We start from the raw sequence: 22,188 nt of genomic DNA, 5'->3' as shown, positions 1-22,188 counted from the left end.
GCTGCGTTGCTCTCGAGCAGCAGGCCGGTCGCCCACGCCGGCGATCGCATTGATCAACTTTGATCGGATCCGTCGACGGAGTTTCGAGCGGTGTCCTAGCGTCCCTTGACGAAGCACGACAACGATGTTGAGGGCACAGCGCGAGCGCTAGGCCGCGCAGTCAGGGAACATGTGCGCGCTTGCCGGACGCCCTGGTGGAGGCCGCACGCATGGGCCGGCAGCGTCCAGTCCTGATCAACCGAGAGAGACGACGATGACACTTGACGCAACCGCCATGGGCTGGGACCTGCCGATCCCGGCCGAGGACCGAAGGCTCAGCCCTCTGACCGGACTGGGCCGTGCGCACTGGGGCCAGATCGCGGACAACCTCCTGCTCGCGGTCAGGCGGTACGCGAGTGCGGATGCCGCACAGCTCGACCTACCCGGCCGCCCCTCGGGTTCCGGCACCCTGTCCGACGGTCTGGAGGGCTGGGCGCGCACCTTCGTGCTGGCCGCGACACGTGTGCGTGGCGACGACGGCGCGGACCCGCACAGTCACCTCGCGTTCTACCGGCGCGGTCTGGTCGCGGGCACCCGGCACACCGTCGATGGAACACGCACCGACGAGTCGTGGCAAGACATCCGCTCGATCGCCGATGCGGGTCAGCCCATGGTCGAGTCCGCGTCCGTGGCGCTCGGGCTGCACCTCAGCCGACAGTGGCTGTGGGACACCCTGGACCCGGGCGAGCAGGACGGCGTCGCGCGATGGCTGCACGGCGCGCTGACCCACGACCCCGCCCCCAACAACTGGTACCTGTTCCCCATGATGGTGGCGGGCTTCCTGGAGGACGTCGGACGCGGGGACGCGGCGAGCGCCGCGTCGTTCGAGCACGGGCTGGAGCTGATCGAGCACTGGTACGACGGCGAGGGCTGGTACCGGGACGGCGACGGCCGGGCGTACGACCACTACATCGGCTGGATCATGCACTTCTACCCGGTGCTGCAGGCCTGGATCCGCCAGGACCAGGAGCTCCTCGCCCGGTTCGGCGACCGGCTGGTCAAGTTCCTCGGCACCTACCTGCCCACCTTCGACGACAACGGCGCGCCGCTGTACCAGGGACGCTCCCTCACCTACCGGACTGCCGCCCTGGCGGCACCGGCGATAGCCTCCGTGACCGGACGCCACCCGTGGTCGGCCGGAGCGGCACGTGGGCTCACGAGCCGCACGCTGCGGTACTTCCTCGATCGAGGTTCGATCGAGCGTGGGCTCTTCGGCCTCGGCTGGCACGGCCCGCACGAGGCCAGCCTCCAGCCGTACTCGGGGCCGGCGTCGCCGTACTGGGCGGTGCACGGGTTCGCCGGGCTGCTCCTCCCGCCGGACGACGAGTACTGGACGGCGACGGAGGAGGCGCCGCCGGCGCAGGACGGGACGGTCGAGATCCGCACCGTCGGCTGGCTGGTGCAGCGCACGACGGACGGCCTGGTACGCGTGCACAACCACGGCAGCGACCACCTGCACCCGGGGGCCGGCGAGGACGGTGCCGCCGACCCGCTGTACGCCCGGCTCGCGTACTCGACCCGGACGGGCCCCACGACGGCGTCGAACGTGGCCGACAACTCGGTGGAGATCGAGCACGACGGCCGGGTGAGCGCGCGGCGCCGGATTCATCCGCTGGGGACGGGTGCGGGCTGGGCCGCTTCCGCCTGGCGACCCCACTTCCCGGGCACGGCAGGATTCGCGGCCGGGCCGCGGCGCTCCCCCGGCACCAGCCTGCCCGGCGCATGGGTGGACAGCCTCGTGCTCGCGGACGGCGCCGACGAGGTGCGAGTGGTACGGCTACGCGGCCTGCGTCCGGGCACCCCGGTACGACTGACCGGTTGGGCGCTGGCCGGCGAGGAACCAGCCGGCCTGACGGTGGCCGATCCGGACGGGCCATCCGGGCCGGCCGGGCCTGCGTCAAGGGTCGCCGGGGGTGGGCTCGAGTCCCACGTGTCCGGCCTGTCCGGGTTCGACGCCTGCGGCGTCCTCCGAGCACCCGCGGGCACCGCCTACGGCCCCTGGGCCCTGGTGCCCGCCGTGACCGGCACCTGGCAAGGTTCGCTGCTCGTCGCGCACGTGCGGCTGGCCGGCATCGGGGACGCAGGCGCGCCGGACGCGGTCAGCGCCACCGTGGACGGGCTCTCCGCCCGGATCAGCACGCCGAGCGGCGACCGCGTCCTGAGCTGGTCCGGCGAGGCGCCGGTGGTGCGCCGGGCCTGACCGGCCCGCGGACGTCGGGCCGCGCGGAACCGTGGTCGGCTGTCACGTGTCGGCGCCGAGCGCGTCGGTGAGCAGGGCGACGAGGGCATCGAGCTGGACGTCCGTGGATGACGCCGCGTCCTCGTCGCCCGCCCCGTCGAGTGCCCTGGCGGCCAGCCCGGACTTGCTGTCGATCAGCTCGGCGATCGTGGAGTCGATGGTCTGGGCGGCGATGATCCGCCAAGCGGTGACGGGCTCGGCCTGGCCGATCCGGTGGATCCGGTCGATGGCCTGGGTCTGCTCGGCGTGGGTCCAGGAGAGCTCGGCCAGGACCAGGTTGGAGGCCACCTGAAGGTTCAGCCCCACTCCGGCGGCCATCAGGGAGCACACCGCTATCGACACGTCGGGGTCGCCCGTGAACGCGGCGAGGTTCTTCTCGCGCACCTTGGGCGTCTGGTCGCCGCGGATCGAGGCGTACCCGATGCCGCGATCGGCGAAGGTCTGCTCCGCCCGGTCCATCACGTCGACGTGCTTGGCGAAGAACACCACCTTGCCGACGTTGCGGGCCAGCTGCGCGGCGTAGTCGGCGGCCAGCCCGGCCTTGGCCTGGCCGATCCGGCGGACCATGGTGAACACGTTCTCGCCACCGGCCTTCGAACTCGAGTCCTTCAGCTCCGCCGCCGCGACCCGGCGCGCGAGGTCGAGGTCGACCCCGTCCGTGACGACGTCGTCGCCACGCGCCTCCACGGCGGACCGGTAGCGACCGACCAGACGTTCGGCGAGCGCGACCTCGGCGGCACGGATCGAGCGGCCCGCCGCACCATCGAGCTCGACCGGCAGGTCCGCCACCCGGCGGGCGGGGATGTCGGCGACCACGTCAGCCTTGCGGCGGCGCACGATGCCCAGGTCGATCACGCTGGTCCTGGCGGCGGCGTAGAAGCCCGGGTCGGCCGGGGTGAGGCCGGTGTCCTCGAGGGCGGACAGCAGCGGGCCGAGCGGCTTCGCGTCGTCGATCCAGCCGAGGAACTGCCAGATCGCCCGGAAGTCCTCGATGTCGTTGATCAGCGGGGTCCCGGTGAGCGCCATCAGGAGCGGCCGGGCGGTCCGCGCGCGGATCCGTTCGGAGACGGCAAGCACGTGCTGGGAGCGCTGGGAGCCCTTGTTCTTGATGAAGTGCGCCTCGTCGACGATCATGCCGCGAAAGCCGAGGTCGCCGAGCCAGCCGATGTGCCGGTCCAGGAGCTCGTAGTTCACGATCACGACGTCGGCGAACCCGTCGACCCGCTCGCCGTCGCCGTGGACCACGGTCGGCCGACGCTTCGGCGTCCACATCTCGACCTCGTGCGCCCAGTTCGTCTTCACGACGTTGGGCGTCACGACCAGCAGCGGGTAGGCGTCGGCCGCCTGGGCGGCGAGCAGCGCCTGGGCGGTCTTGCCCAGCCCGGGCTCGTCGGCGAGCAGGAAGGTGCGATGCCCGCGGGCCGTGGCCTCGACGACCTTGGCCTGGTGCGGCATCAGCTTGCGCCCATGGGGAGCGGACACCGAGCGAGGCTCGGGCAGCGGCATGCACGCGGGTACGCCGGCGCCCGCGTACTCGAAAGACCGGAAGAGGGGCTCGAGCAGCTCCCAGCCGGCCAGTCGGCGGGCCTGCGGGCGCTGTCGCTCGGCTGCGGCCTCGAAGTCCGGGGCGAGGAACGGGTTCGCCAGCTGGCGCGAGATCACCGAGCGGGGAACGACCCGCTTCTCAGCACCGGGCGACGGCGCGGCCGGGGCGGGCGGCGGGGGCTCCTCGGGTGGCTCCAGCCCGGCGGCGCGCATCATGGTCGCCTTGAAGGCGCGCGCCGTTTCGGAGACCCGGGCGTCCTCGGCGAGCAGCTCGAGCAGCGACGTGTCCCGGGCAGCGATCCTCGCCAGCAGGGTGGCCACCCCGTCGAGCCGCTTGAGCTGCTGGGTTCGCTGGGACTCGGTCAGGGCGCTGTCGGCCCTGACCCGGGCCCGCTCCTCCCGCATGAGCAGCGCGACCACCTGGAACTTGGTGCGCAACGCCGGGCGCGTCGGCGGTCGCCGCACGGCGCCGTCGACCTCGCGCGCGACCTCAGCGAGCACCGGGATGATCCCCTGCTCGGCGGGCCGCGGCGACCGGCGGCGCTGGGCACCGGACCCGGCCCGCGCGCGACCGGACTTGCGTCGGCCTGGTCCTGCCACATCTCCTCCTTCACTGCATCCGTACCGCTGCTGAGGCGGTACGCGCCCAGCACCGGTCGAACGTCGGATATCCGGCCCATGAGGCGGGCAGCCCGGGCCAGGGGCTCCGGTCGGCCGCCGGATCACCACGCAGCGTCTCCGCCTGCGCCGGCCGCGGCCCCGGGCTCAGGCCGATGGTGACACGCCACCGGGTGTCTCCGTGAACCACAGGTCTCCGTGAACCACAGCGGGGCGGGTCATGGCTCTGCTGGATCGCCGAGAACCTGGAGTCTACCGCCGGACAGCTCAGCCCGGTTCAGCGGCGGTCAACGCCCGGCGTGGGCCGGCGGGTCAGAGGTCGTCCGGCAGGACCGGGGCGGCCAGGAACTTGTCGATCGCCTCACGGGTCGGGAACTCCGTGACGTCCGGCCCGGAGAACAGGTGGACCAAGGAATAGGCAATGTCCCGGACGGCGACGTTCGACTGGTTGGACGCCTCCCGCAACAGACCGAACGCCGCTTCCTCGTCCTTGCCATAGACGACCATGAGCACGCCCTTGGCCTGTTCGATCTCCGCCCGCCGCTCTGCCGAGGCCTGGATCGACGCCGTCGCCTCACGCGCCGCAGCCTCACGCTGTGACTCGGTGACATCGATGAAGTAGCCGAACAGCTCGGTCACCCGGCCCGTCACGGGGTCACGACGCCCTTGACCGGTGACGGCCAGCGTGCGGGTCCTGCCCGCGGCATCCACGATCCGGTGCACCGAGCTGAACGGCTGCCCGGTGTCCGCCGCCCGCCGCAGGACGCCGTCGACCCGAGCCCTGTCGTCCGGGTGCTTGTGCGCGAGCATGAGAGGCGTCGTCGGCACGATGTCACCCGGCTCGAAGCCGTGCATGACGTACACCTCGTCGGACCACGCCCACTCCCCTGTCGCCAGGTCGAACCGGTACCTGCCAAGGGGCTGCCGGGCACCTCCGGCAAGCGCCTTCTCGATGTCGCTGTCCATCGGAGCTTGTCCGGGACCGGGGCCAGGGTTCACGAAGCTCCTCTTTCTGGCGCTGACTCGCACGGCCCACACCCTCCGAGGAGGGCACAGGGGCCTGGTGATGGTCAGAGTAGCGCGCGTGTACCCAGGTGCGAGCCCTCGCCGATCGGGGCAGCATCGGAGAGCACCCACCGATCTCGTCACGAGGAGCGACCATGACCGAGTTCACAGGACCCAAGGGACCGATCCGCGACGTCACCACCGGGATGACGGTGGTTGACGCCGGCGGTGAGACGGTGGGAACCGTCGACGAGGTGCACATGTCCGATGCGGGCGCTGCCACCAGCGCCGGCCAGTCGCCTGACGAGCCCGGCGGTCCGTTCGCGTGGGCCGCCCAGGTGTTCGGCACCGACAGCGGCTTGAGCGAGCAGGCCCAGGAGCGCCTCGCACGCCTGGGGTACATCCGGGTCGACGCCAGCGGCCTGTTCGCCGGGCACCGCTACGTCGAAGCGGATCAGATCGCCACGGTCACGGGCAGCGAGGTGCGGCTGTCGGTCGCAGCGGACCAGCTGCTCAGATAAGCGCCGCGACCGACGCGCTGCAGCGCTACAGCGGCCGGCCTCCTGTCACACCGATGCGGTCGCCGGTGATGTAGCTCGACTCCTGTGACGCGAAGAACACGTAGGCCGGTGCCAGCTCCGCGGGCTGACCGGCTCGACCCAACGGCGTATCGCCGCCGAACTGCTCCACTGCCCCGTCCGGCAGTGTCGCGGGAATCAGCGGCGTCCAGATCGGTCCCGGGGCCACCGCGTTGACGCGAACGCCTTCCGGCGCCAACTGCTGTGCCAGCCCCTTCGTGAAGTTGAGGATCGCCGCCTTCGTCGTGGCGTAGTCCAGCAGCTGGGGGCTCGGCTCGAAGGCCTGGATCGACGTCGTGTTGATGATCGACCCGCCGCGCGGCAGGTGGTCCAGTGCGGCCTTGGTGATCCAGAACAGCGCGTAGACGTTGGTCTTCAGCACCCGGTCGAGCTGGTCCGTCGTGATCTCGCGCAGTCCCTCGTCCTGGGACATCTGGTACGCGGCGTTGTTCACCAGGATGTCGAGGCCGCCGAGCCCGGCCACCGCGTCGGCGACGAGCCGGCGGCAGAACTCCTCGTCTCGGATGTCACCCGGCAGCAGCACCGCCTTGCGACCCGCGTCCTCGATCCAGTGCGCCGTCGTCCGGGCGTCCGGTTCTTCCTCCGGCAGGTAGGAGATCGCGACGTCTGCGCCCTCGCGTGCGAACGCTATGGCGACAGCTCTCCCGATGCCGGAGTCGCCGCCCGTGATCAGCGCCCGCTTGCCGTCGAGCCGGCCGGATCCCCGATAGGTCGACTCCCCATGGTCCGGCTCCTGCGACATATCGCCCGTGCGACCCGGCGGCCGCAGGTCGTCCGCCGGCTGCTCCGGTCGCGGGTGCTGGGTGGTGGGGTCCTGCGGCGTGGTCTGGTCCGACATGTGCAACTCCCCCGTAGACGTCAAGCGGAACGTCCAGCATGGAAGCAGCGGCGTTCACTCGCACCGGAACCGGAGCGCCGTCCTCCTGGGTTGTGGGCGTGATCGTTGCGCCTGGACGGGCGCCGGGGCGCAAGGATCACGCCCACGACCCAGAGGGCGTCCGTCAGTAGGGGCGGATGTAGACCGCGTAGTCCTGCCACTGGGCGGTGTGGCGCACCGGCGTTCCGTAGTTGGCCGCCTCGACCACCATGCCGTCACCCGCGTAGAGGGAGACGTGGCCCTGGGTCCACACGATGTCGCCGGGGATCGGCGTCGCGACCTGGTAGCCGGAGGCCACCATCGAGGACGACGAGTGCGGCAGCTCGACGCCGAGCTGGGCGTAGACGTACTTGATCAGGCCCGAGCAGTCGAATCCCGTGCCGGGGGACTCACCACCGTACGTGTAGGCGATGCCGAGGTACTGCTTGGCGATCGCCACGGCCTGGGCACCGATGGACCCGTCGGACGCGTAGCCCGGGGTGGCCGGCTCGGCCTCCGCGACCGCGGCTTGTGTCTCCACCTCCGCCTCGGGAGAGGTGGTGGTGTCCACCACGGGCTCTGGCTCAGGCGCAGGTTCGGGTGGTGGTTCGGGTTCGGGGGCAGGGGTGACCGTGACGGCCTTGCTCTCGATGTCGAGCGTCGCGTCGGTCGCGACCTGTACCGCCGGGGCCGTCACGGACTCCCTGGGGGCGTCCTGGGTCAGTGCGGTCATGTCGGCGTCTGCCAAGCGGGTCGAACCGTCTCCCACGACGGCGTGCGCGCTTGGCATGAACGCCGTCACAAGGAGTCCGGACGATGCCGCGATCACTGCGCCCGAGCGGGCCGCAGTACGGGTCAAGGTCATCAGGGAAGTGATAGGAGCATGATCGGCGCGGAATCGACCGCGTCGGGCGCTGGTACTCACCGATGTTCTCCAACTCGCTGACTACGCGGTCCCGTACCGAACCAGGGAATAGGGCCCACGGCTATGCCTCCGGTGGCACAACTAATCCGACGCTACATAACAACAAGAGTCTTGTCTCGATCAGATAACGGTCGCCGTGAGACATCAGGTCTTCCAGAACGCATGAAACACTTCGGATCTACCCCTCTTGGCCAGCGTTAAAGCCATTCTTAGGGCTGCAACGAGGGTGCACCAGGGACATAGAAAAAACACACCGGAGAAATGACGTGATACGCCTCTTCTCCGGCGGCCTGTCATGTTTTGTCGCGGCTGGGCTCGGCGATGCACACCGTCGAACAGCGGACCGGAAATGGGCGTGGGCGACCTGGGGCACCGACGCGGAGACGACCGGCTACCCGGCGTTCACCTGAGGCTGCCCGGACGGCCCGTGGCCACCGGCCCGGAGCGCGAGGAGCTCCGGCGCCAGCACGCCGACAGTGCGACCGGTCAGCTCGACGAGGCCGTCGCGGCGCATCCGGGAGAGCGTGCGGGTGACCGTCACACGCGTCGTGCCAAGCAGGTCGGCGAGCTCCTGCTGGGTGCCCGGCAGCTCGACACCTGATCCGGGGGCCGCCTCGGCCCCCTCGAGCAGCCAGGCGGCCAGCCGCTCCTCGACGGACCTCGTGGCCGTGTCGGCGAAGCGCTCCTGCTGCTGCCTGGCCTGCTGCGCGAGGAGGCGGAGCACATGGCGGCGGACGGCGGCCACGTCGTCGACGAGCTCCTCGAACCGGGCGCGCGGGAGGTACCGGACAGAGCAGGGGGTGACGGCGGTGAGCGAGGACGGGTGCCCGCGGTCGTCGAGCACGGCGATCTTGTCCAGGGCGCTGGGTGCGGTCCACTCGCCGAAGCGGATGACGCGGCCGGTGGCCGTGGTGATCGTGGCCGACACCTGGCCGTGCAGCAGGAGCAGCAGGTGCCCGGCCGGGTCGCCGACGCGGCGCAGCACGTCTCCGGCTTCGTGGCGGCGGGGCACGGAGGCGGACCAGAGCAGGCGGAGCCGGTCATCGGGCAGCCCCGCCAGCAGCGGCAAGGTGGCCAGCGCCTGCCAGGTCGTGGATGTATCGGCCGATACCGAGCGCCCCATCGTCCGACCGTACCGTCGCCCGCATGCTGATTCTCGAGCTGACCTTCGCTGCCACTCCCGAACGCCTCGCCGCGCGTCCGGCGCACCGCGCGATCCTGGCGCGCCTGCACGACGACGGAACCCTGCTCGCAGCCGGTCCGTGGGCGGACGACTCGGGCGCGCTGCTGTTGTTCGACGTCGGGCGAGCGGAGCTGGACCGCCTGCTCGACGCCGACCCGTACTACCGCACACCGGGTGTCGAGGTGGCCGGCATCCGTGAGTGGCTGCCGGTGGTCGGCCCGCTGCGCGGACCACGCTGAGTGCCGATCCTGCACATCGGTCGGCCTTGCCAACGGATTTGTCCGCCTTGGTGTCCCAGATGCGTGTCCCCGCACGACGGTGCAGCATCGAAGAGCACCCGACGGAGGAGACGGAACATGACCGCGTTCACCCGGCCGCTCAGGTAGTCGCATGCACCAGGTCCCAGACTCGGCCATGGCGACCACGACGAACCGACGACTCCTCGTGCCGGCTCTGCTGGTAGCCCTGATCTGCCTGCTTGCGGCATGCGGGGACGACGCCCCGGCCCCTGGCGAGAACGTGACCGTGGCGGATGTCGCTGAGGCGGAGGTGCCCGAGGGCAAGGAGGACCGGCAGGACCAGCCGGGCCTCGCCGGACGCGTCGTCACGGTCCAGGGCGAGGTCCTGCTGATACTCGACGCCGGCGCGTTCCTCATCGGCGACCCGGGCGTGCTGGAACCGTCGGTCCTGGTGATGAGTCCGTCGGCCGACTTCGTCGACCAGGGCCTGCACGCGACGCACGCGCTCGTCGAGGACGAGACGGTGGTCGAGGTCACCGGGACCGTCCGGCGGCTCTCCCTCGGCGAGTTCCAGGAGGACTACACCGTTCCCTACGAGGTATATGAGGAGTATGCCGGCGAAGCGGTAGTCATCGCCGAACGCGTCGAGATCCTCGAGCTGAGGGAATGAGGGATGGCCTCACGCCGGGCGGTCCGGATGCGAGCGGTCGCCGTCGGGCCAGAGGGCGATCAGCAGCCCAGCGACAACAGTCAGAATGTGCAGCCAGCTTCCCGCCACATCAATATTGACGGGACCACCTTCCGGCCCCTTTACTGCGGTCAGTCCGCTGAGGAAAATCGTGCTGTACACCGCCACGATCGACCATCCGAATGCTCGTGCGCGGCTGGCGCCGGACCACATGATGACTCCGAGAAACCCCGTCGACAGGTGCACGACATCGTGTAGTTGATTGATGGCGAGGCCGAACAATTTCTGGCTCGCGCCGCGCTCTGCTACGCCTTCGGCACCAGTGATGAAGAATCCAGCGACCCCGACCGTGAGATAGATGACACCGACCACGAAAGCAAGCCATTGATACTGCGTCAGGGCTTTCGTGTGCGACATCGTCTGCGCCATGGTGACCCTCCAGACCGGGTAGCTACCTGTGCACCGATCATTCTGTTCAGCCGGGCCACTCGCACCCGCCAGAACCGATGAGCGAGGTAGCGACAAAGCGACCGCCGGTCGGGCTTGCGAGTGACGGCGGCGTTGTTAGCGTCGAATGGCCGAAGACGGCCGACCCGCCGCGACTCACACCGAGGTGATGCAGTGACCACTGAGGAGACCAGCACCGACGGGCCCGAGAGCGAGTCGGGCAGGCAGCCGGGACCGGCGCTGACGCGGCGCTCGGTACTCAAGTCCCTGTCGGTGCTCGGTGGCACGAGTCTGGTCGGCGGTGCCGCGCTGGCCGCCTGCACGCCGGACGCCACGGGTCCTGCCGGGGCGGGTGGCGCCGCCGGCACAGACGAAGGTGTCCACCAGCCCGAGCGCTCCCCGTTGCCGCCCGACGAGGTGCCGGACAGCTTCCGCTTCCTCGTCGACGAGGAGGTACGCCTGCTCGAGGCGATGCTCTCCCGCCTCGTGCCCGGCGACGACAAGGACCCGGGAGCAGTCCAGATGGGCGTGGCCAGGTACATCGACGCGAAGCTGGCCGACCCCTCGCCGTACGCCGAGCCCACCTACACACAAGGACCTTTCGCCGGTAGTTACGAGGAGGCTCCGAGCGAGGTGGAGGAGGGGGCTGTGCCGGTCGCCGAGGCCCAGCTCTACCGGTACGGGTACCAGGGCAGCCGCCCGCCGCAGGAGCTCTACCGGCTCGGGCTCGCCGCACTCGACCGGTACGCGCAGACCCGGTTCGGCCGGCTCTTCGCCGACCTGGACCCAGAACGTCAGGACGGGATCATCGTCGTCCTGGACGACCACCAGCAGCGCAGCTCTGCCGCCGACCGGATCACCGGCGAGGGCCCTGACCAGGCCACCGACGACGGCGGCGGAGGAGAGATCGCCACCAGCGACGACGTGCTGGACCAGGCTGAAGAGGTGTTCGGGACCGTGTCCCCCGGCGGCTTCTTCTCGATGGTGCGCGCCGACACGATCGAAGGCATGTTCGCCGATCCCGCCTACGGCGGCAACCGTGACCTGGCCGGGTGGCGGCTCGTCGGGTGGCCGGGGGCCCAGCGCTCCTACTCCCCGGAGGAGATGCTCCAGGGCACGGACCGGCAACCGCGGCCGATGCACGGGCTGCCCGTCATGAACCCGGACCGCCCCGGCGGTGGCCAGCGCGCGCTCGAACAACCCCACGCCGGCGTCGGAGAGGGCTGAGGATGCGCCGACACGATCCGGTGGACATCGTGACCATCGGAGGCGGCATGTCCGCCTCGATCCTCGCATCGCAGCTCCTGCCACCGACCTCGCTCCAGATGGTGTCCCTGGAACAAGGACCGGCCCAGTGGACCTACCCCGACTTCGCGCACAACCACGACTCGCTGCGCTTCCGTAACCGCTACGCGATGATGCAGGACATCTCGCGCACCACCTGGACGTGGCGCCCCGACGCCCGCTCACCCTCCCTGCCCTACCGCCAGTTCGGCAGCTTCCATCCCGGCGAGGGCCTCGGCGGCTCGATGGTGCACTGGACGGCGTTGACGTGGCGATTCCTACCGGACGACTTCCGGTACCGAAGCGTCAACGAGGAGCGGTACGGCAGCGATCGGATCCCGGCGGAGATGACCACGCAGGACTGGCCGGTCGGCTACGAGGATCTCGAGCCCTACTACGACCAGCTCGAGTACGACATGGGCGTCTCAGGCACGGCCGGCAACCTGGGTGGCCAGATCCTGCCGGGCGGGAATCCGTTCGAAGGGGAACGCAAGAGCCCGTACCCCAACCCCCCGCTCGCCCGCAGCAAGTTCGGCGGGCGGTTCACCGAAGCGTGCGGAGACCTGGACCTGCATCCTTTTCCGACGCCGGCGGGCATCCTGTCGCAGGGCTACACCGACCGGTACGGCAACACTCGCGCCGGCTGCCTGTACTGCGGTTTCTGCACGCGCTACGGCTGCGAGGTCGGCGCCAAGACGAGTCCGCTGACCACCTGGCTGCCACCGGCGCTCGACACCGGGCGGTACGAGGTGCGCACAGGCTGCCGAGTACTGCGGATCGAGACCGCTCACGACGGGCGGGCGACGGGCGTGCGGTACGTCGACTCGCGTGGTGAGGAGCACGTGCAGCCGGCCGAGGTGGTCGTCTGCTCGGCGTTCACGCTGGAGAACGTCCGGATGCTGCTCCTGTCCACGGGCAGCGCACATCCGGACGGCATCGGCAACGACCGCGGTCAGGTGGGACGCAATTACACCTACCAGCTCGTCAAGTCGCCGGCGAAGGGGCTGTGGAGGGACGAGAAGTTCAACTTCTTCATGGGCAACGGCTGCACCAACGCGCAGGTCTACGACTACAACGCCGACAACTTCGACCACTCCAGCCTGAACTTCCTGGGGGGCGCTGCCATCTCCGCCGATGCCGGCCAGCGCGAGCCGATCAGCTCGTCCGACGCGCTCCTGGACGGTTTCGTGGACCGGCAGTGGGGCGCGGACTGGAAGACCATGCTCGGCCGGTCGTGGGACCGGATCGGCAGCATCGGCATCGAGGGTGACAGCCCCGCCTACGCCGGGAACTTCTTGGACCTCGACCCGACCTACCGGGACGAGTGGGGCCTGCCGATGCTGCGCATCACCTTCGACTGGCGGGAGAACGAGCGAAACATGTACCGCTTCCTCGCCGCCCGCTGCGAGGAGATCCTCCGCGCGATGAGCCCCGACCGGGTCAGCGTGTCCACGGAGCTGGCCCCGTACCGGATCGACCAGTACCAGAGCACGCACCCCACCGGCGGCGCCATCATGGGCAGGGACCCGAGCGACAGCGTGACCAACAGCTACGGGCAGGTGTGGGACACGCCCAACGTGTTCGTGACCGGTGCCGCCCTGTACCCCCAGAACCCCGGGGCCAACCCGAGCGGCACGGTGGGCGCACTGGCCCTGCGCACCGCCGAGGCCCTCCGCGACCGGTACTTCGCGCACCCCGGAGAGTTGTTGTGACCCGCGCCGGGGCACCGGCCCGGGTCAGCACCGCGGCAGTGCTGGCCGCCGTCGTCGCCGGCGTGCCGGCGTGTGCGGCGGGGGACGCCGATGTCCCGCCGCCCGTGGAGGTGCGCCTCACGACCGCCGGATTCGAGCCCGTGCGCCTCGAGACGGCCGCCGGCGTCGAGGTCCGGTTCGTCAACGGCTCGGAGCGCCCCCAGCGGGTCGCGTCGGTCGGGCTCGACGACGGCGAGGTCGCCGTCCCGGCGGGGGCCGACCCCGTCGACTCGGGCCGCCTGGTGGCGGGCGCGACTCATGCGGAGCGGCTCGCCGTTCCGGGCGAGTACGTGGTCGAGGCGCTCCTGGACGGGGCGCGCACCCGGGCGATCGTCACGATCGAGGTGAAGGAGTCACCATGATCACCGCCAGGATCCCGTCGATGTTTCCGCCCGCGAGCGACGACGCCAGCCGGGTCGACAGCCACTGGCAGCTGCTGCTGATCGTCGGGGCCGCGGTCTGGCTGGTCGTCGTGACGGTGGCGCTCGTCGCAGTGGTCCGTCGACGGCGAACCGCCGAGCACCCTCCCGGCGACGTCCCCGAGGCGAGGTCCGGGAACGGGCACCTCGTCGTGGGCTTCCTGGGGGCGGTGGTGCCGGCGCTGATCATCATCGGGGTCATGACCGACTCGGTGCTCGTGCTCCGCGACACCGCGGGAACCGGCGACGTCGCCGACGCGGCAACCATCGTCGAGGTCGACGGAAACCAGTTCTGGTGGGAGGTGCGGTACCCCGGGCACGACGTGGAGACCGCCAACGAGATCCACATCCCCACGAACCAGGAGGTGCGCGTCGAGCTGACCAGCTCGGACGTCATCCACAGCTTCTGGGTCCCGCAGCTCAGCGGCAAGGTGGACCTCGTACCCGGGCAGACCAACGTGCTGACGCTCGACGCCGACGAGCCGGGCACCTACTGGGGCCAGTGCGCCGAGTACTGCGGTATCCAGCACGCCTGGATGCGGTTCGTCGTGGTCGCCCACGAACCCCAGGAGTACGCCGGCTGGCTCGACGCGCAGGCACGCCCCGCCGCGTCCGCCGACCAGACCGACGCCGACGCCGACGGGCCGGCCGCCGACGTCGGGCCCGTCTCTGAGGTGGCCGCTGGTCGGGAGATCTTCATGTCGTCGTCCTGTGTCTACTGCCACACCATCGGGGGCACGGAGGCGCGGGGCACGCTCGGGCCCGACCTGACGCACCTGGCGAGCCGGCAGATGATCGGCGCAGGCGTACTGCCCAACGACCGCGAGAGCCTCGCCCGCTGGATCGAGCACCCCCAGAAGGTCAAGCCCGGCAACGCCATGCCGGGTACCGACCTGGACGACGACGAGCTCGACGCCCTGATCACCTACCTGCAGAGCCTGGAGTAGCACGTGACCACGGACCAGGAGACCGGGCCGAGCGCCGAGGAACGCGCGCGCTTCGCGCAGACCTGGGCCCGGCCGAGCGGCTGGCGCCGGATCCTCATGCCCGTGCAGCACAAGTCCGTCGGCACGCGCTACATGGTCACCGCGTTCGTCTTCTTCTTCGTCGGGGGCCTGCAGGCGCTGCTCATGCGCGTCCAGCTCGCCCAACCCGAGCAGGACGTGCTCTCGCCACAGACGTACAACGAGCTGTTCACGATGCACGGCACGACGATGATGTTCCTCTTCGCCGTGCCGTTCCTCGAAGGCCTGGCGGCCTACCTGCTACCCCTGATGCTCGGCGCCCGCGACATGCCGTTCGCGCGGTACAACACCTTCAACTACTGGTGCTACCTGCTGGGCGGGATCATCCTGTACAGCAGCTTCGTCGTCGGCATGGTGCCCGACGCCGGCTGGTTCGCCTACGTCCCGCTGTCCGGTCCCGAGTTCGCCGACAAGGCCATGGACATCTGGCTGTTCGGGCTGGCGCTCGCCGAGCTCGCCGCGATCGGGGCGGCGATCGAGATGATCGTCGTCGTGCTGGCGATGCGTGCGCCCGGGATGTCGCTGGACCGGATGCCCATCTTCGCGTGGACGATGCTGTGCGTCGCGGCGATGATCATCCTGGCCTTCGTCCCGCTGCTGGTCGGCTCCCTGCTCCTGGAGCTCGACCGCAACATCGGCACGGCGTTCTTCGACACCGAGCGGGGCGGGGACCCGCTGCTGTGGCAGCACCTGTTCTGGATCTTCGGGCACCCCGAGGTCTACGTGATGTTCCTGCCGGGCGCCGCCATCATCAGCCACGTCGTGCCGGTGCACTCCCGGCACCGGCTCGTGGGCTATCCGTTCGTCGTCGCCGCCGTGGTGGTCACCGCGATCATGAGCCTCGGCCTGTGGGTGCACCACATGTACACGACCGGGCTCCCGCCCGTGACGCTGTCGTTCTTCACGGCCGCGAGCATGTCGATCAGCGTGGCGTCCGGTGTGCAGGTGGTCGCGTGGATCGCGACCCTCTGGTCCGGCCGGCCCCGGCTGACGGTCCCGATGCTGTTCTCGCTCGGCTTCCTGTTCACGTTCGTGGCCGGCGGCATCACGGGGGTCATGGTGGCGTCCGCCCCGTTCGACGCGCAGGCCCACGACACGTACTTCGTCGTGGCGCACTTCCACTACGTGCTGATCGGCGGCATGCTGTTCCCCGTCTTGGCGGGCCTGTTCCACTGGTGGCCCAAGTTCACGGGCCGCATGCCGTCGGCCCGGCTCGGCACGGTGAGCTTCTGGCTGGCGTTCGTCGGCTTTCACCTCACGTTCTTCCCGATGCACCTGTCTGGTCTGTGGGGCATGCCTCGGCGGGTGTTCACCTACGACGCCGGGCTGGGCGTCGGTGTGCTGAACCTGCTCTCGACCATCGGTGCGTTCATCTTCGCCGCAGGGCTCGTGCTCACGGCGGCCACGCTGCTCGGCGCGCTGCGGCGCGGGGAACGCTCCGGCGCGAACCCGTGGGGCGCGGACACGCTCGAGTGGGTGGCCGACTCGCCACCCGCGGCACCCAACTTCGGCCGCATCCCGGTGGTGACAGGCCGGGCGCCGCTATGGGACCGGGCGCCGAGCGACCCGGAGCTGGAACGAATGTCCGCCGCCTTCGACCATGCCCCGCAGAACGTGCGCGCCACGCCCTTCACGACCGTGCTCAGCGCGCTGCCGAACACCGCGGCGGTCCAGGCAGGCCCGACGTTCTGGCCGTTCCTGGCAGCAGGTGGGCTCGCGATGGCGGCCGCCGGGCTGCTCCTGGAGAGCGGCTGGGTGCTGGGCGCCAGCGTGCTCGTGATCATCGCGGCCTTCGTGGCGTGGGAGCTCCAGAACGAGCGCGAGCTGGGCGCCGGCGAGTCCACCGAGCCGGTGGGCGGCGAGTACCTGGTCGAGGCGCCGGGCCCGCTGTCGCCCGGCTGGTGGGGAGCGGTCGGCGCGGCGGTGGTGCTCGTCGTCGCCGTCACGACCGTCGCTTTCAGCATGCTCTTCCTCCAGGTCAACGCACCCGTATGGCCGCACGGAAAGGCACTCGGCCTGCCGTGGCTGTCGGCAGGGACCGGCCTGGCACTGGCGCTGGCGATCGCGGCGTCCTGGTGGGGGTCGCGCCGGGGCCCGCTCAGCCACGACGCTCCGCCGACGGCGCGCGGCGCCCACCTGGTCGCCGCCGTGACGACCACGTTCGCCGGAGCGCTGGCGCTCGTCCTGGCGGTCGCCCAGTGGCCGGCCGGCGGACTGGACCACACGGCACACTCCTACGACTCAGGGGTCCTGATGCTCGTCGGAACGCTCGCGCTCGCGATCCTGCTCGGCCTGGGACTCACGGTCTGCTCCCTTGTGGCGCGCCTGACGCACACCCGCGACATCCGTCCCCGCATCATGCTGCAGAACGCCGCGGTCCTGTGGACCGGCGTGCTCGTCGTCTGGGCCGTGGCCTGGGCCGCTACCGACCTCATGCCGTTGGCGGTGGTGTGACATGGCAGCACCGGAGGCCACGCGGCCGCGCTCGACGCACCTCGCCGTCGCCGCCGTCCTTGTCCCGCCCGTCGCCTGGGTATGTGCCCTCGGGCTGTCCTACGTGGTGCAGGACTTCGCCTGCACCGCATACGCCAGCGCGGGCCGGAACCCGCCCACGACGGTGATCGGCACGGTCGTCGTGACGCTCGACGTGGTGCTGCTGGTGCTGACTCTCGCCGCCGGCGTCGTGGCGTGGCGCACGGGCCGGCACGCCACGGCCGGCGACAGCTCCCCGCTCTTCGGCTTCCTCGGCCGCCTGGGCACGTTCCTGTCCCTCGGCTTCGCGGCCGGGATCGTCATGATCGCCGTCAACCCGCTCGTCCTGGAGGTCTGCGCATGAGAGACAACCGCGGCCACGTCGCTGCCGCGCGCGGGCGCGGGGCGCTCGCGCTCGCTGCCGCGCTCAGCACTGCCCTTGCCCTGGTCCTGGCGCTCGTCGTCGCGCCGCCCGACGCGGTGCAGGGTGACGCGCAACGCTGGATGTACCTGCACGTACCGGCCGCGTGGTCGGCCTACCTGTGTTTTGCCGTCGTGCTGCTGGCGTGCCTTCCGGTGGTGCTGCGCGGCGCCGGCCGGCCGCTCCCGGTGGCGCGTGCCGCTGCCGAGGCCGGAGTGGTGCTCACGGCCGTGACCCTGGCCACGGGAAGCGTCTGGGGTGCGCAGACCTGGGGCTCCTGGTGGGTATGGGACGCCCGGGTCACGACGACGGTGGCGATGGGCCTGGTCTACGTCGCTTTCCTCGCCGCCCTCGCTCTCGCGAGGGGTCCCGGCGGACGGCGTGCCGCGGGCGCCGTCGGCGTGCTCGGGTTCCTCATGGTTCCCGTGGTCCACCTGTCGGTGGTGTGGTGGCGCACGCTCCACCAGCCGCCCACGGTGCTCGCGCCGGGCACCGGCGCGCCGATCGCCCCCGTCATGGCCTGGACGCTCGGCGTGTCAGTCCTGGCGTGCACGCTGCTGACCACGGTCGTGGTGCTCGAGCGTGCCGGGCGCGGTGCCGGGCAGGGCTCACCGCTCGCTGTCGCCGAACCCGACCAGGCGCGGCCACGGCTTCCGGTGGCGCCATGAAGATGGCCCTGCCCCGCGGCCGCGGGCGCGCCTGGGCCGTGCTGGTCGTCGCCGCGCTCGGCCTCGCCGGCCTCCTGGCCTCCGCGGCGCAGGACGGGCTCACCTACTGGGGCACACCCAGCGAGCTCTTGGCACAGGGCGGCCAGGACCGCGACGTGCGGCTCGGCGGCCTGGTGGTGTCCGGCAGCGTGGCGCAAGACGCGGCGGGGGCATCGTTCGTCCTGACCGACGGCGCCACCGACGTGACCGTGCACTACGCCGGTGCGCTGCCCGCCGCCGTTCGCGAAGGTGAGGGTGCGGTCGTCGAGGGCGTGCTCGACGGGCGGGTGCTGCACGCACGGTCCGTGCTGTTGCGGCACTCGAACGAGTACCGGCCGCCGGAAGGCACGTCATGACCACCGGACCGATGGTGACCGGCACGGTGCTGCTGGCCGTCTCCCTGGCAGCCGCGGTGGTCGCCGCCGCCGCATGGGGCGCCGCCGCGCGTTCGCCGGCAGGTCCGGCCGGCTCGCGGGCCCCGGACCGGACGGCGGGCCGGGGCGCCAGGCTCGGCCCGCAGAGCCTGGTCGTGAGCGCCGTGTCGATCGCGGGCGCCGTCCTGCTCCTGGAGGTCGCCCTGCTGCGGCGAGACGTCACGTGGCCGTACGTGGAACGCGTGACCGACTCCGGCATGTCGGCGTACTTCCGCGCCACGGCGATGTGGTCGGCGCTGGAGGGGTCGCTGCTGCTGTGGCTGGCCGCGCTCGTGACCGTGGCCGTGGTCGCCACCGCCACGACGCGCCGGCTGGCGCCCCAGGACCGCGCGGTGGTCATGTGCGTGCTCGCCGCCCTGGTCGCGGTGTTCGGCGTGGTATCCCTGGTGGCGTCGCCGTTCACGGCGGCGGGCGGGTCGGGCGGGTCGCCGAGCCCGTTGCTACGGGACCACGTGGCGATGGGCGTGCACCCTCCCCTGCTCTACGCGGGGTTCGCGGCCCTGGCAGTGCCCTACGCGCTGTCCGTCGCGGCGCTCGTCCGGCGCCGGCTGCCGCCCGGCTGGACGGCGACCACCCGGGTGTGGAACGTCGTGGCGTGGACGCTGCTGACCGCCGGGGTCGGGCTCGGCGCGTGGTGGTCCTACGCGGTGCTCGGCTGGGGCGGGTACTGGGCGTGGGACCCGGTGGAGAACGCGTCGCTGCTGCCGTGGCTGGCGTCCACGGCGCTGCTGCACGCCGTCGGCCCGCGCACACGGAGCGGGCGGTGGCGCACCTGGGCGATCTTGCTGGCCGGACTGGGGTTCCTGCTGGTGGTCCTGGCCCAGCTCGTCACGCGCTCCGGCCTGGTGGAGTCCGTCCACGCCTTCACGACGTCCGCGCTCGGCCCCGTCCTGGCCACCGTGCTCGGTGGGCTGGTCCTGCCGTGGGTGGCGCTCCTCGTGCGGTCCCGCTCCCCCGCCGATGCGCTCCCGGCCGGCGCCGTCGGCTCCGCGCGCGGCGGTGGCGTCCGCGGTGTCGCGCTGGACGGCCAGCGCACGCTGCTGACCGTCGTGCTCGTGGTGGTAGCGGTCGGCACCCTGCTGCCGACGGCGCTCCTGCTGCTCACCGGCGACCGTGTCTCCGTGGGCCCGCCCTGGTACCAGCGCACGCTGGCGCCGTTCGCGCTCCTGCTCCTCGTGCTGCTCGCCGCGGCCCCGTGGCTCGCCCGGAACCGGCAGCCGCCCCACCCGCTCGTCCCGGGCGCCGTCGGCGCCGCGACGTGCTGCGTCGTCGGGATCACCGTCCGCGACCCGGTGCTCGCCGTCGTCGCCGGTCTGGCCGCGTTCACCGTCACGGCAGGCGTGCCCGTTCGCTCCCGGCGAGGCGGACTGAGCCCCGACCGGCACGTCATCGGATCCTGGCTCGCACATGCCGGCGTGGCACTGGGGGCAGTAGCTGTCGTGGCCGGCAGCCACGGGACGGTACGGGAGGCCGTGCTGCCGGTCGGCGAGACGCTCGCCTCCGGAGACACCACCGTGACGCTGGTGCGGCTCGACCAGCATGACGACGCCGGTCGGCAGGTGGCCGAGGCCGAGCTCCTCGTCGGCCAGGACGGACAGCACGTCGGTACCGCCGTGCCCGAGCTGCGCTGGTACCCCGACGACGCCGCGATGCTCGCCGGGCCGGACATCCGCAGCAGCTTCGTGGACGACGTGTACGTCACGCTCCTCGACGCCGACCCCGCCTCGGGCTCGGCCAACGTCCGGCTCGCCGTGACACCGCTGGTCGGATGGCTCTGGGCCGCCGTCTCGCTCGCCGTCGCCGGCGGACTGGTCGCCTCGGCACCCCGCCGCGGGCCGGCGCGCACTCCGGCGGCGCGGACCCACCGGGGCCGGTCCGTGCACACGACCCGTGCGCTGGCCGTGCTGCCCGCGCTGGTCCTGGGGCTGGTGGGGTGCGCCGCGGCCGAGGACGACGAGCCCGGCCTCGCCCCGCCCCTGGCCGGCGAGGGCCTCGACGGCCAGGAGTACGACGTCGCCGAGCTGCGCGGCTCGGTCGTGCTGGTCACGGCCTGGGCGTCGTGGTGCGCTCCGTGCCGCGACGAGATGCCCGTCCTCGTGGACGCCCACGAGGAGCTCGCGGACTCCGGCCTCGAGGTGCTCGGCATCAACGTGCGCGACCTGCGCGACCCCGCGCGCCAGTTCGTCAGCGAGCAGGGGCTGTCGTTCCCGAGCATCGTGGACCAGCAGGGCACCAAGTCGGTCGCCTGGGGCCTGCGAGGTGTCCCGGCCACGTATCTCGTGGACCGCGAGGGCCGCCTCGTCGAGCAGCACCCCGGGCCCGTGACCCAGGAGTGGATCGACACGGTGGTGGAACCAGAGGTGCGGAGATGAGCCGGCGTCGTCGTTCCTGGTCCGTGGCGGTCCTCGCGGTGGTCCTGGTCCTGGTCGCTGCGGCAGGTGCGGTCGTCGCCCTCACGGACCGGGAGCCGCCGACGGCGACGGAGCGGGTCCGTGCGGTGGCGAGCAGCCTGCGTTGCCCGTCGTGCCTCGGGGAGCACGTGGCCGACTCGACGTCCCCCGTCGCCGAGTCGATGCGGCTGGTGGTCGCCGAGCAGCTCGACGCCGGCCGCTCGCCGGACCAGGTGCGGGCCTGGTTCGCGGACGCGTACGGCGACGAGGTGCTGCTCGAGCCGCCGCGGCGTGGCGCGGCCTGGGCGCTCTGGGTGGTCCCGCTCGTCGTGGTCGGCGCCGCCGCCGTATGGTTCGCCCGACGCCGGGGGCGGCACACCCTCGGCACCACGGCGGCCGTCGTCGGCGTCGCGATGCTCGGCATCTGGTGGCTGGCGCCGGGCCTGCTGCCCACCTCGACGGGTGGTGCCCTGACCGCCGCCGTCCCCAGCGACGCGGGCGACGGCGACCGGGCGGGATCCGCGGTGTCGGTGCTCCGGGACGCCGCCGAGGAGCAGCCCGGCCGGGTCGAGCTGCGGACCGCGCTGGCCCGCCAGCTGGAAGAGGCCGGGCGCACGGACGCCGCGGTCCCCCACTGGGCCACCGCCGTACGGCTCCGGCCGATGGACGCCGACCTGCGCTACCGGTACGCCTTCGCGCTGGCGCGCACCGGAGAGCCCGACCGGGCGGTCCCCGTGCTGGAGCAGACCCTGGCCATCGACGCCCACCACCCGCCGTCCCTCCTGCTTCTCGGCTCCTCGATCGAGGAGTCCGACCCCGAGCGCTCGGCAGCGCTCCTGGAGCGGTACCGGGCGGCACGTGGCGGCGCGGAGGCAGAGCCGTGAGCGGGCAGGGCCGGGCCG

The 22,188-nt window shown here is 71.6% G+C and carries 20 protein-coding genes; 14 read left to right on the top strand and 6 right to left on the bottom strand.

Annotation, left to right across the window (positions count from 1 at the left end; translation table 11 throughout):
- Nucleotides 1-253 precede the first annotated feature (253 nt).
- Complete coding sequence (locus AB0F40_RS12065) at nt 254-2,239, top strand: DUF2264 domain-containing protein (protein ID WP_357467137.1); 1,986 nt, start codon at nt 254-256, stop codon at nt 2,237-2,239.
- Nucleotides 2,240-2,281: 42 nt separating this feature from the next.
- Here AB0F40_RS12065 and AB0F40_RS12060 read toward each other — a convergent pair whose 3' ends face one another.
- The gene (locus AB0F40_RS12060; RefSeq protein ID WP_357467134.1) at nt 2,282-4,423 is read right to left on the bottom strand and encodes a DEAD/DEAH box helicase; all 2,142 of its coding nucleotides are present in this window, start codon (nt 4,421-4,423) and stop codon (nt 2,282-2,284) included.
- 330 nt (nt 4,424-4,753) lie between these two features.
- Nucleotides 4,754-5,407, bottom strand: coding sequence for a PAS and ANTAR domain-containing protein (locus AB0F40_RS12055; protein ID WP_357467131.1), 654 nt, complete (start codon nt 5,405-5,407; stop codon nt 4,754-4,756).
- A gap of 194 nt (nt 5,408-5,601) precedes the next feature.
- On the opposite strand from AB0F40_RS12055, the gene AB0F40_RS12050 reads away from it, so the two are divergent.
- Nucleotides 5,602-5,967, top strand: coding sequence for a hypothetical protein (locus AB0F40_RS12050; protein ID WP_357467129.1), 366 nt, complete (start codon nt 5,602-5,604; stop codon nt 5,965-5,967).
- Nucleotides 5,968-5,992: 25 nt separating this feature from the next.
- Here AB0F40_RS12050 and AB0F40_RS12045 read toward each other — a convergent pair whose 3' ends face one another.
- The 3 genes from AB0F40_RS12045 to AB0F40_RS12035 all read right to left on the bottom strand — a co-directional run bounded on the left by AB0F40_RS12045 (nt 5,993) and on the right by AB0F40_RS12035 (nt 8,949).
- On the bottom strand, nt 5,993-6,883 hold the full coding sequence (locus AB0F40_RS12045) for an SDR family oxidoreductase (protein WP_357467126.1): 891 nt from the start codon (nt 6,881-6,883) through the stop codon (nt 5,993-5,995).
- Between the two features lie 163 nt (nt 6,884-7,046).
- Nucleotides 7,047-7,766, bottom strand: coding sequence for an NlpC/P60 family protein (locus AB0F40_RS12040; protein WP_357467124.1), 720 nt, complete (start codon nt 7,764-7,766; stop codon nt 7,047-7,049).
- 451 nt (nt 7,767-8,217) lie between these two features.
- Nucleotides 8,218-8,949: a Crp/Fnr family transcriptional regulator gene (locus AB0F40_RS12035; protein ID WP_357467121.1), complete on the bottom strand. Its 732-nt coding sequence runs from the start codon at nt 8,947-8,949 to the stop codon at nt 8,218-8,220.
- Nucleotides 8,950-8,972: 23 nt separating this feature from the next.
- Here AB0F40_RS12035 and AB0F40_RS12030 point away from each other — a divergent pair, with 23 nt between their 5' ends.
- Both AB0F40_RS12030 and AB0F40_RS12025 read left to right on the top strand, forming a co-directional pair.
- On the top strand, nt 8,973-9,248 hold the full coding sequence (locus tag AB0F40_RS12030) for a YciI family protein (protein WP_357467118.1): 276 nt from the start codon (nt 8,973-8,975) through the stop codon (nt 9,246-9,248).
- Nucleotides 9,249-9,399: 151 nt separating this feature from the next.
- The gene (locus AB0F40_RS12025; protein WP_357467115.1) at nt 9,400-9,918 is read left to right on the top strand and encodes a hypothetical protein; all 519 of its coding nucleotides are present in this window, start codon (nt 9,400-9,402) and stop codon (nt 9,916-9,918) included.
- A gap of 9 nt (nt 9,919-9,927) precedes the next feature.
- Here AB0F40_RS12025 and AB0F40_RS12020 read toward each other — a convergent pair whose 3' ends face one another.
- Nucleotides 9,928-10,365, bottom strand: coding sequence for a DUF4383 domain-containing protein (locus tag AB0F40_RS12020; protein ID WP_357467113.1), 438 nt, complete (start codon nt 10,363-10,365; stop codon nt 9,928-9,930).
- Nucleotides 10,366-10,557: 192 nt separating this feature from the next.
- Between AB0F40_RS12020 and AB0F40_RS12015 the strand changes: the two genes are divergently transcribed.
- From AB0F40_RS12015 to AB0F40_RS11970, 10 genes are read left to right on the top strand one after another with little or no spacing between them, the layout of a single operon-like run.
- Nucleotides 10,558-11,610 carry a gluconate 2-dehydrogenase subunit 3 family protein gene (locus AB0F40_RS12015; protein ID WP_357467110.1) on the top strand — a complete coding sequence of 351 codons (1,053 nt, stop codon included), beginning with the start codon at nt 10,558-10,560 and terminating at the stop codon, nt 11,608-11,610.
- Nucleotides 11,611-11,657: 47 nt separating this feature from the next.
- Complete coding sequence (locus AB0F40_RS12010; RefSeq protein WP_357467108.1) at nt 11,658-13,379, top strand: GMC family oxidoreductase; 1,722 nt, start codon at nt 11,658-11,660, stop codon at nt 13,377-13,379.
- Entirely contained in the window at nt 13,376-13,780 is a 405-nt protein-coding gene (locus AB0F40_RS12005) for a hypothetical protein (protein WP_357467105.1), read from the top strand. The genes AB0F40_RS12010 and AB0F40_RS12005 overlap by 4 nt, the downstream gene beginning before the upstream one ends.
- Nucleotides 13,777-14,784, top strand: a complete 1,008-nt coding sequence (gene coxB / locus AB0F40_RS12000) for a cytochrome c oxidase subunit II (RefSeq protein ID WP_357467102.1) — start codon at nt 13,777-13,779, stop codon at nt 14,782-14,784. Before AB0F40_RS12005 ends, coxB begins: the two co-directional genes overlap by 4 nt.
- Nucleotides 14,785-14,787: 3 nt before the next feature.
- Nucleotides 14,788-17,316: a cytochrome c oxidase subunit I gene (gene ctaD / locus AB0F40_RS11995; protein ID WP_357467099.1), complete on the top strand. Its 2,529-nt coding sequence runs from the start codon at nt 14,788-14,790 to the stop codon at nt 17,314-17,316.
- Nucleotide 17,317: 1 nt separating this feature from the next.
- The gene (locus AB0F40_RS11990) at nt 17,318-17,698 is read left to right on the top strand and encodes a hypothetical protein (protein WP_357467096.1); all 381 of its coding nucleotides are present in this window, start codon (nt 17,318-17,320) and stop codon (nt 17,696-17,698) included.
- Nucleotides 17,695-18,423, top strand: a complete 729-nt coding sequence (ccsA, locus tag AB0F40_RS11985; RefSeq protein ID WP_357467093.1) for a cytochrome c biogenesis protein CcsA — start codon at nt 17,695-17,697, stop codon at nt 18,421-18,423. The genes AB0F40_RS11990 and ccsA overlap by 4 nt, the downstream gene beginning before the upstream one ends.
- Complete coding sequence (locus AB0F40_RS11980; protein ID WP_357467090.1) at nt 18,420-18,818, top strand: cytochrome c maturation protein CcmE; 399 nt, start codon at nt 18,420-18,422, stop codon at nt 18,816-18,818. The genes ccsA and AB0F40_RS11980 overlap by 4 nt, the downstream gene beginning before the upstream one ends.
- On the top strand, nt 18,815-21,268 hold the full coding sequence (locus AB0F40_RS11975) for a cytochrome c-type biogenesis CcmF C-terminal domain-containing protein (RefSeq protein ID WP_357467087.1): 2,454 nt from the start codon (nt 18,815-18,817) through the stop codon (nt 21,266-21,268). Before AB0F40_RS11980 ends, AB0F40_RS11975 begins: the two co-directional genes overlap by 4 nt.
- Nucleotides 21,265-22,170: a cytochrome c-type biogenesis protein CcmH gene (locus AB0F40_RS11970; RefSeq protein ID WP_357467084.1), complete on the top strand. Its 906-nt coding sequence runs from the start codon at nt 21,265-21,267 to the stop codon at nt 22,168-22,170. The genes AB0F40_RS11975 and AB0F40_RS11970 overlap by 4 nt, the downstream gene beginning before the upstream one ends.
- Nucleotides 22,171-22,188: the final 18 nt, after the last annotated feature.

It is taken from the genome of Promicromonospora sp. NPDC023987 (assembly GCF_040639055.1).
In the GTDB taxonomy this organism is placed as follows: Bacteria; Actinomycetota; Actinomycetes; order Actinomycetales; family Cellulomonadaceae; genus Promicromonospora.
This window is presented reverse-complemented; position numbering and strand designations above follow the sequence as displayed.

What these genes read in the sequence shown, in the direction of transcription:
- AB0F40_RS12065 (WP_357467137.1), top strand. Translation starts at nt 254, where the DNA reads ATGACACTTGACGCAACCGCCATGGGCTGGGACCTGCCGATCCCGGCC.
- AB0F40_RS12055 (WP_357467131.1), bottom strand. Translation starts at nt 5,407, where the DNA reads ATGGACAGCGACATCGAGAAGGCGCTTGCCGGAGGTGCCCGGCAGCCC.
- AB0F40_RS12050 (WP_357467129.1), top strand. Translation starts at nt 5,602, where the DNA reads ATGACCGAGTTCACAGGACCCAAGGGACCGATCCGCGACGTCACCACC.
- AB0F40_RS12045 (WP_357467126.1), bottom strand. Translation starts at nt 6,883, where the DNA reads ATGTCGGACCAGACCACGCCGCAGGACCCCACCACCCAGCACCCGCGA.
- AB0F40_RS12040 (WP_357467124.1), bottom strand. Translation starts at nt 7,766, where the DNA reads ATGACCTTGACCCGTACTGCGGCCCGCTCGGGCGCAGTGATCGCGGCA.
- AB0F40_RS12035 (WP_357467121.1), bottom strand. Translation starts at nt 8,949, where the DNA reads ATGGGGCGCTCGGTATCGGCCGATACATCCACGACCTGGCAGGCGCTG.
- AB0F40_RS12030 (WP_357467118.1), top strand. Translation starts at nt 8,973, where the DNA reads ATGCTGATTCTCGAGCTGACCTTCGCTGCCACTCCCGAACGCCTCGCC.
- AB0F40_RS12025 (WP_357467115.1), top strand. Translation starts at nt 9,400, where the DNA reads ATGCACCAGGTCCCAGACTCGGCCATGGCGACCACGACGAACCGACGA.
- AB0F40_RS12020 (WP_357467113.1), bottom strand. Translation starts at nt 10,365, where the DNA reads ATGGCGCAGACGATGTCGCACACGAAAGCCCTGACGCAGTATCAATGG.
- AB0F40_RS12010 (WP_357467108.1), top strand. Translation starts at nt 11,658, where the DNA reads ATGTCCGCCTCGATCCTCGCATCGCAGCTCCTGCCACCGACCTCGCTC.
- coxB (WP_357467102.1), top strand. Translation starts at nt 13,777, where the DNA reads ATGATCACCGCCAGGATCCCGTCGATGTTTCCGCCCGCGAGCGACGAC.
- AB0F40_RS11990 (WP_357467096.1), top strand. Translation starts at nt 17,318, where the DNA reads ATGGCAGCACCGGAGGCCACGCGGCCGCGCTCGACGCACCTCGCCGTC.
- ccsA (WP_357467093.1), top strand. Translation starts at nt 17,695, where the DNA reads ATGAGAGACAACCGCGGCCACGTCGCTGCCGCGCGCGGGCGCGGGGCG.
- AB0F40_RS11980 (WP_357467090.1), top strand. Translation starts at nt 18,420, where the DNA reads ATGAAGATGGCCCTGCCCCGCGGCCGCGGGCGCGCCTGGGCCGTGCTG.
- AB0F40_RS11975 (WP_357467087.1), top strand. Translation starts at nt 18,815, where the DNA reads ATGACCACCGGACCGATGGTGACCGGCACGGTGCTGCTGGCCGTCTCC.
- AB0F40_RS11970 (WP_357467084.1), top strand. Translation starts at nt 21,265, where the DNA reads ATGAGCCGGCGTCGTCGTTCCTGGTCCGTGGCGGTCCTCGCGGTGGTC.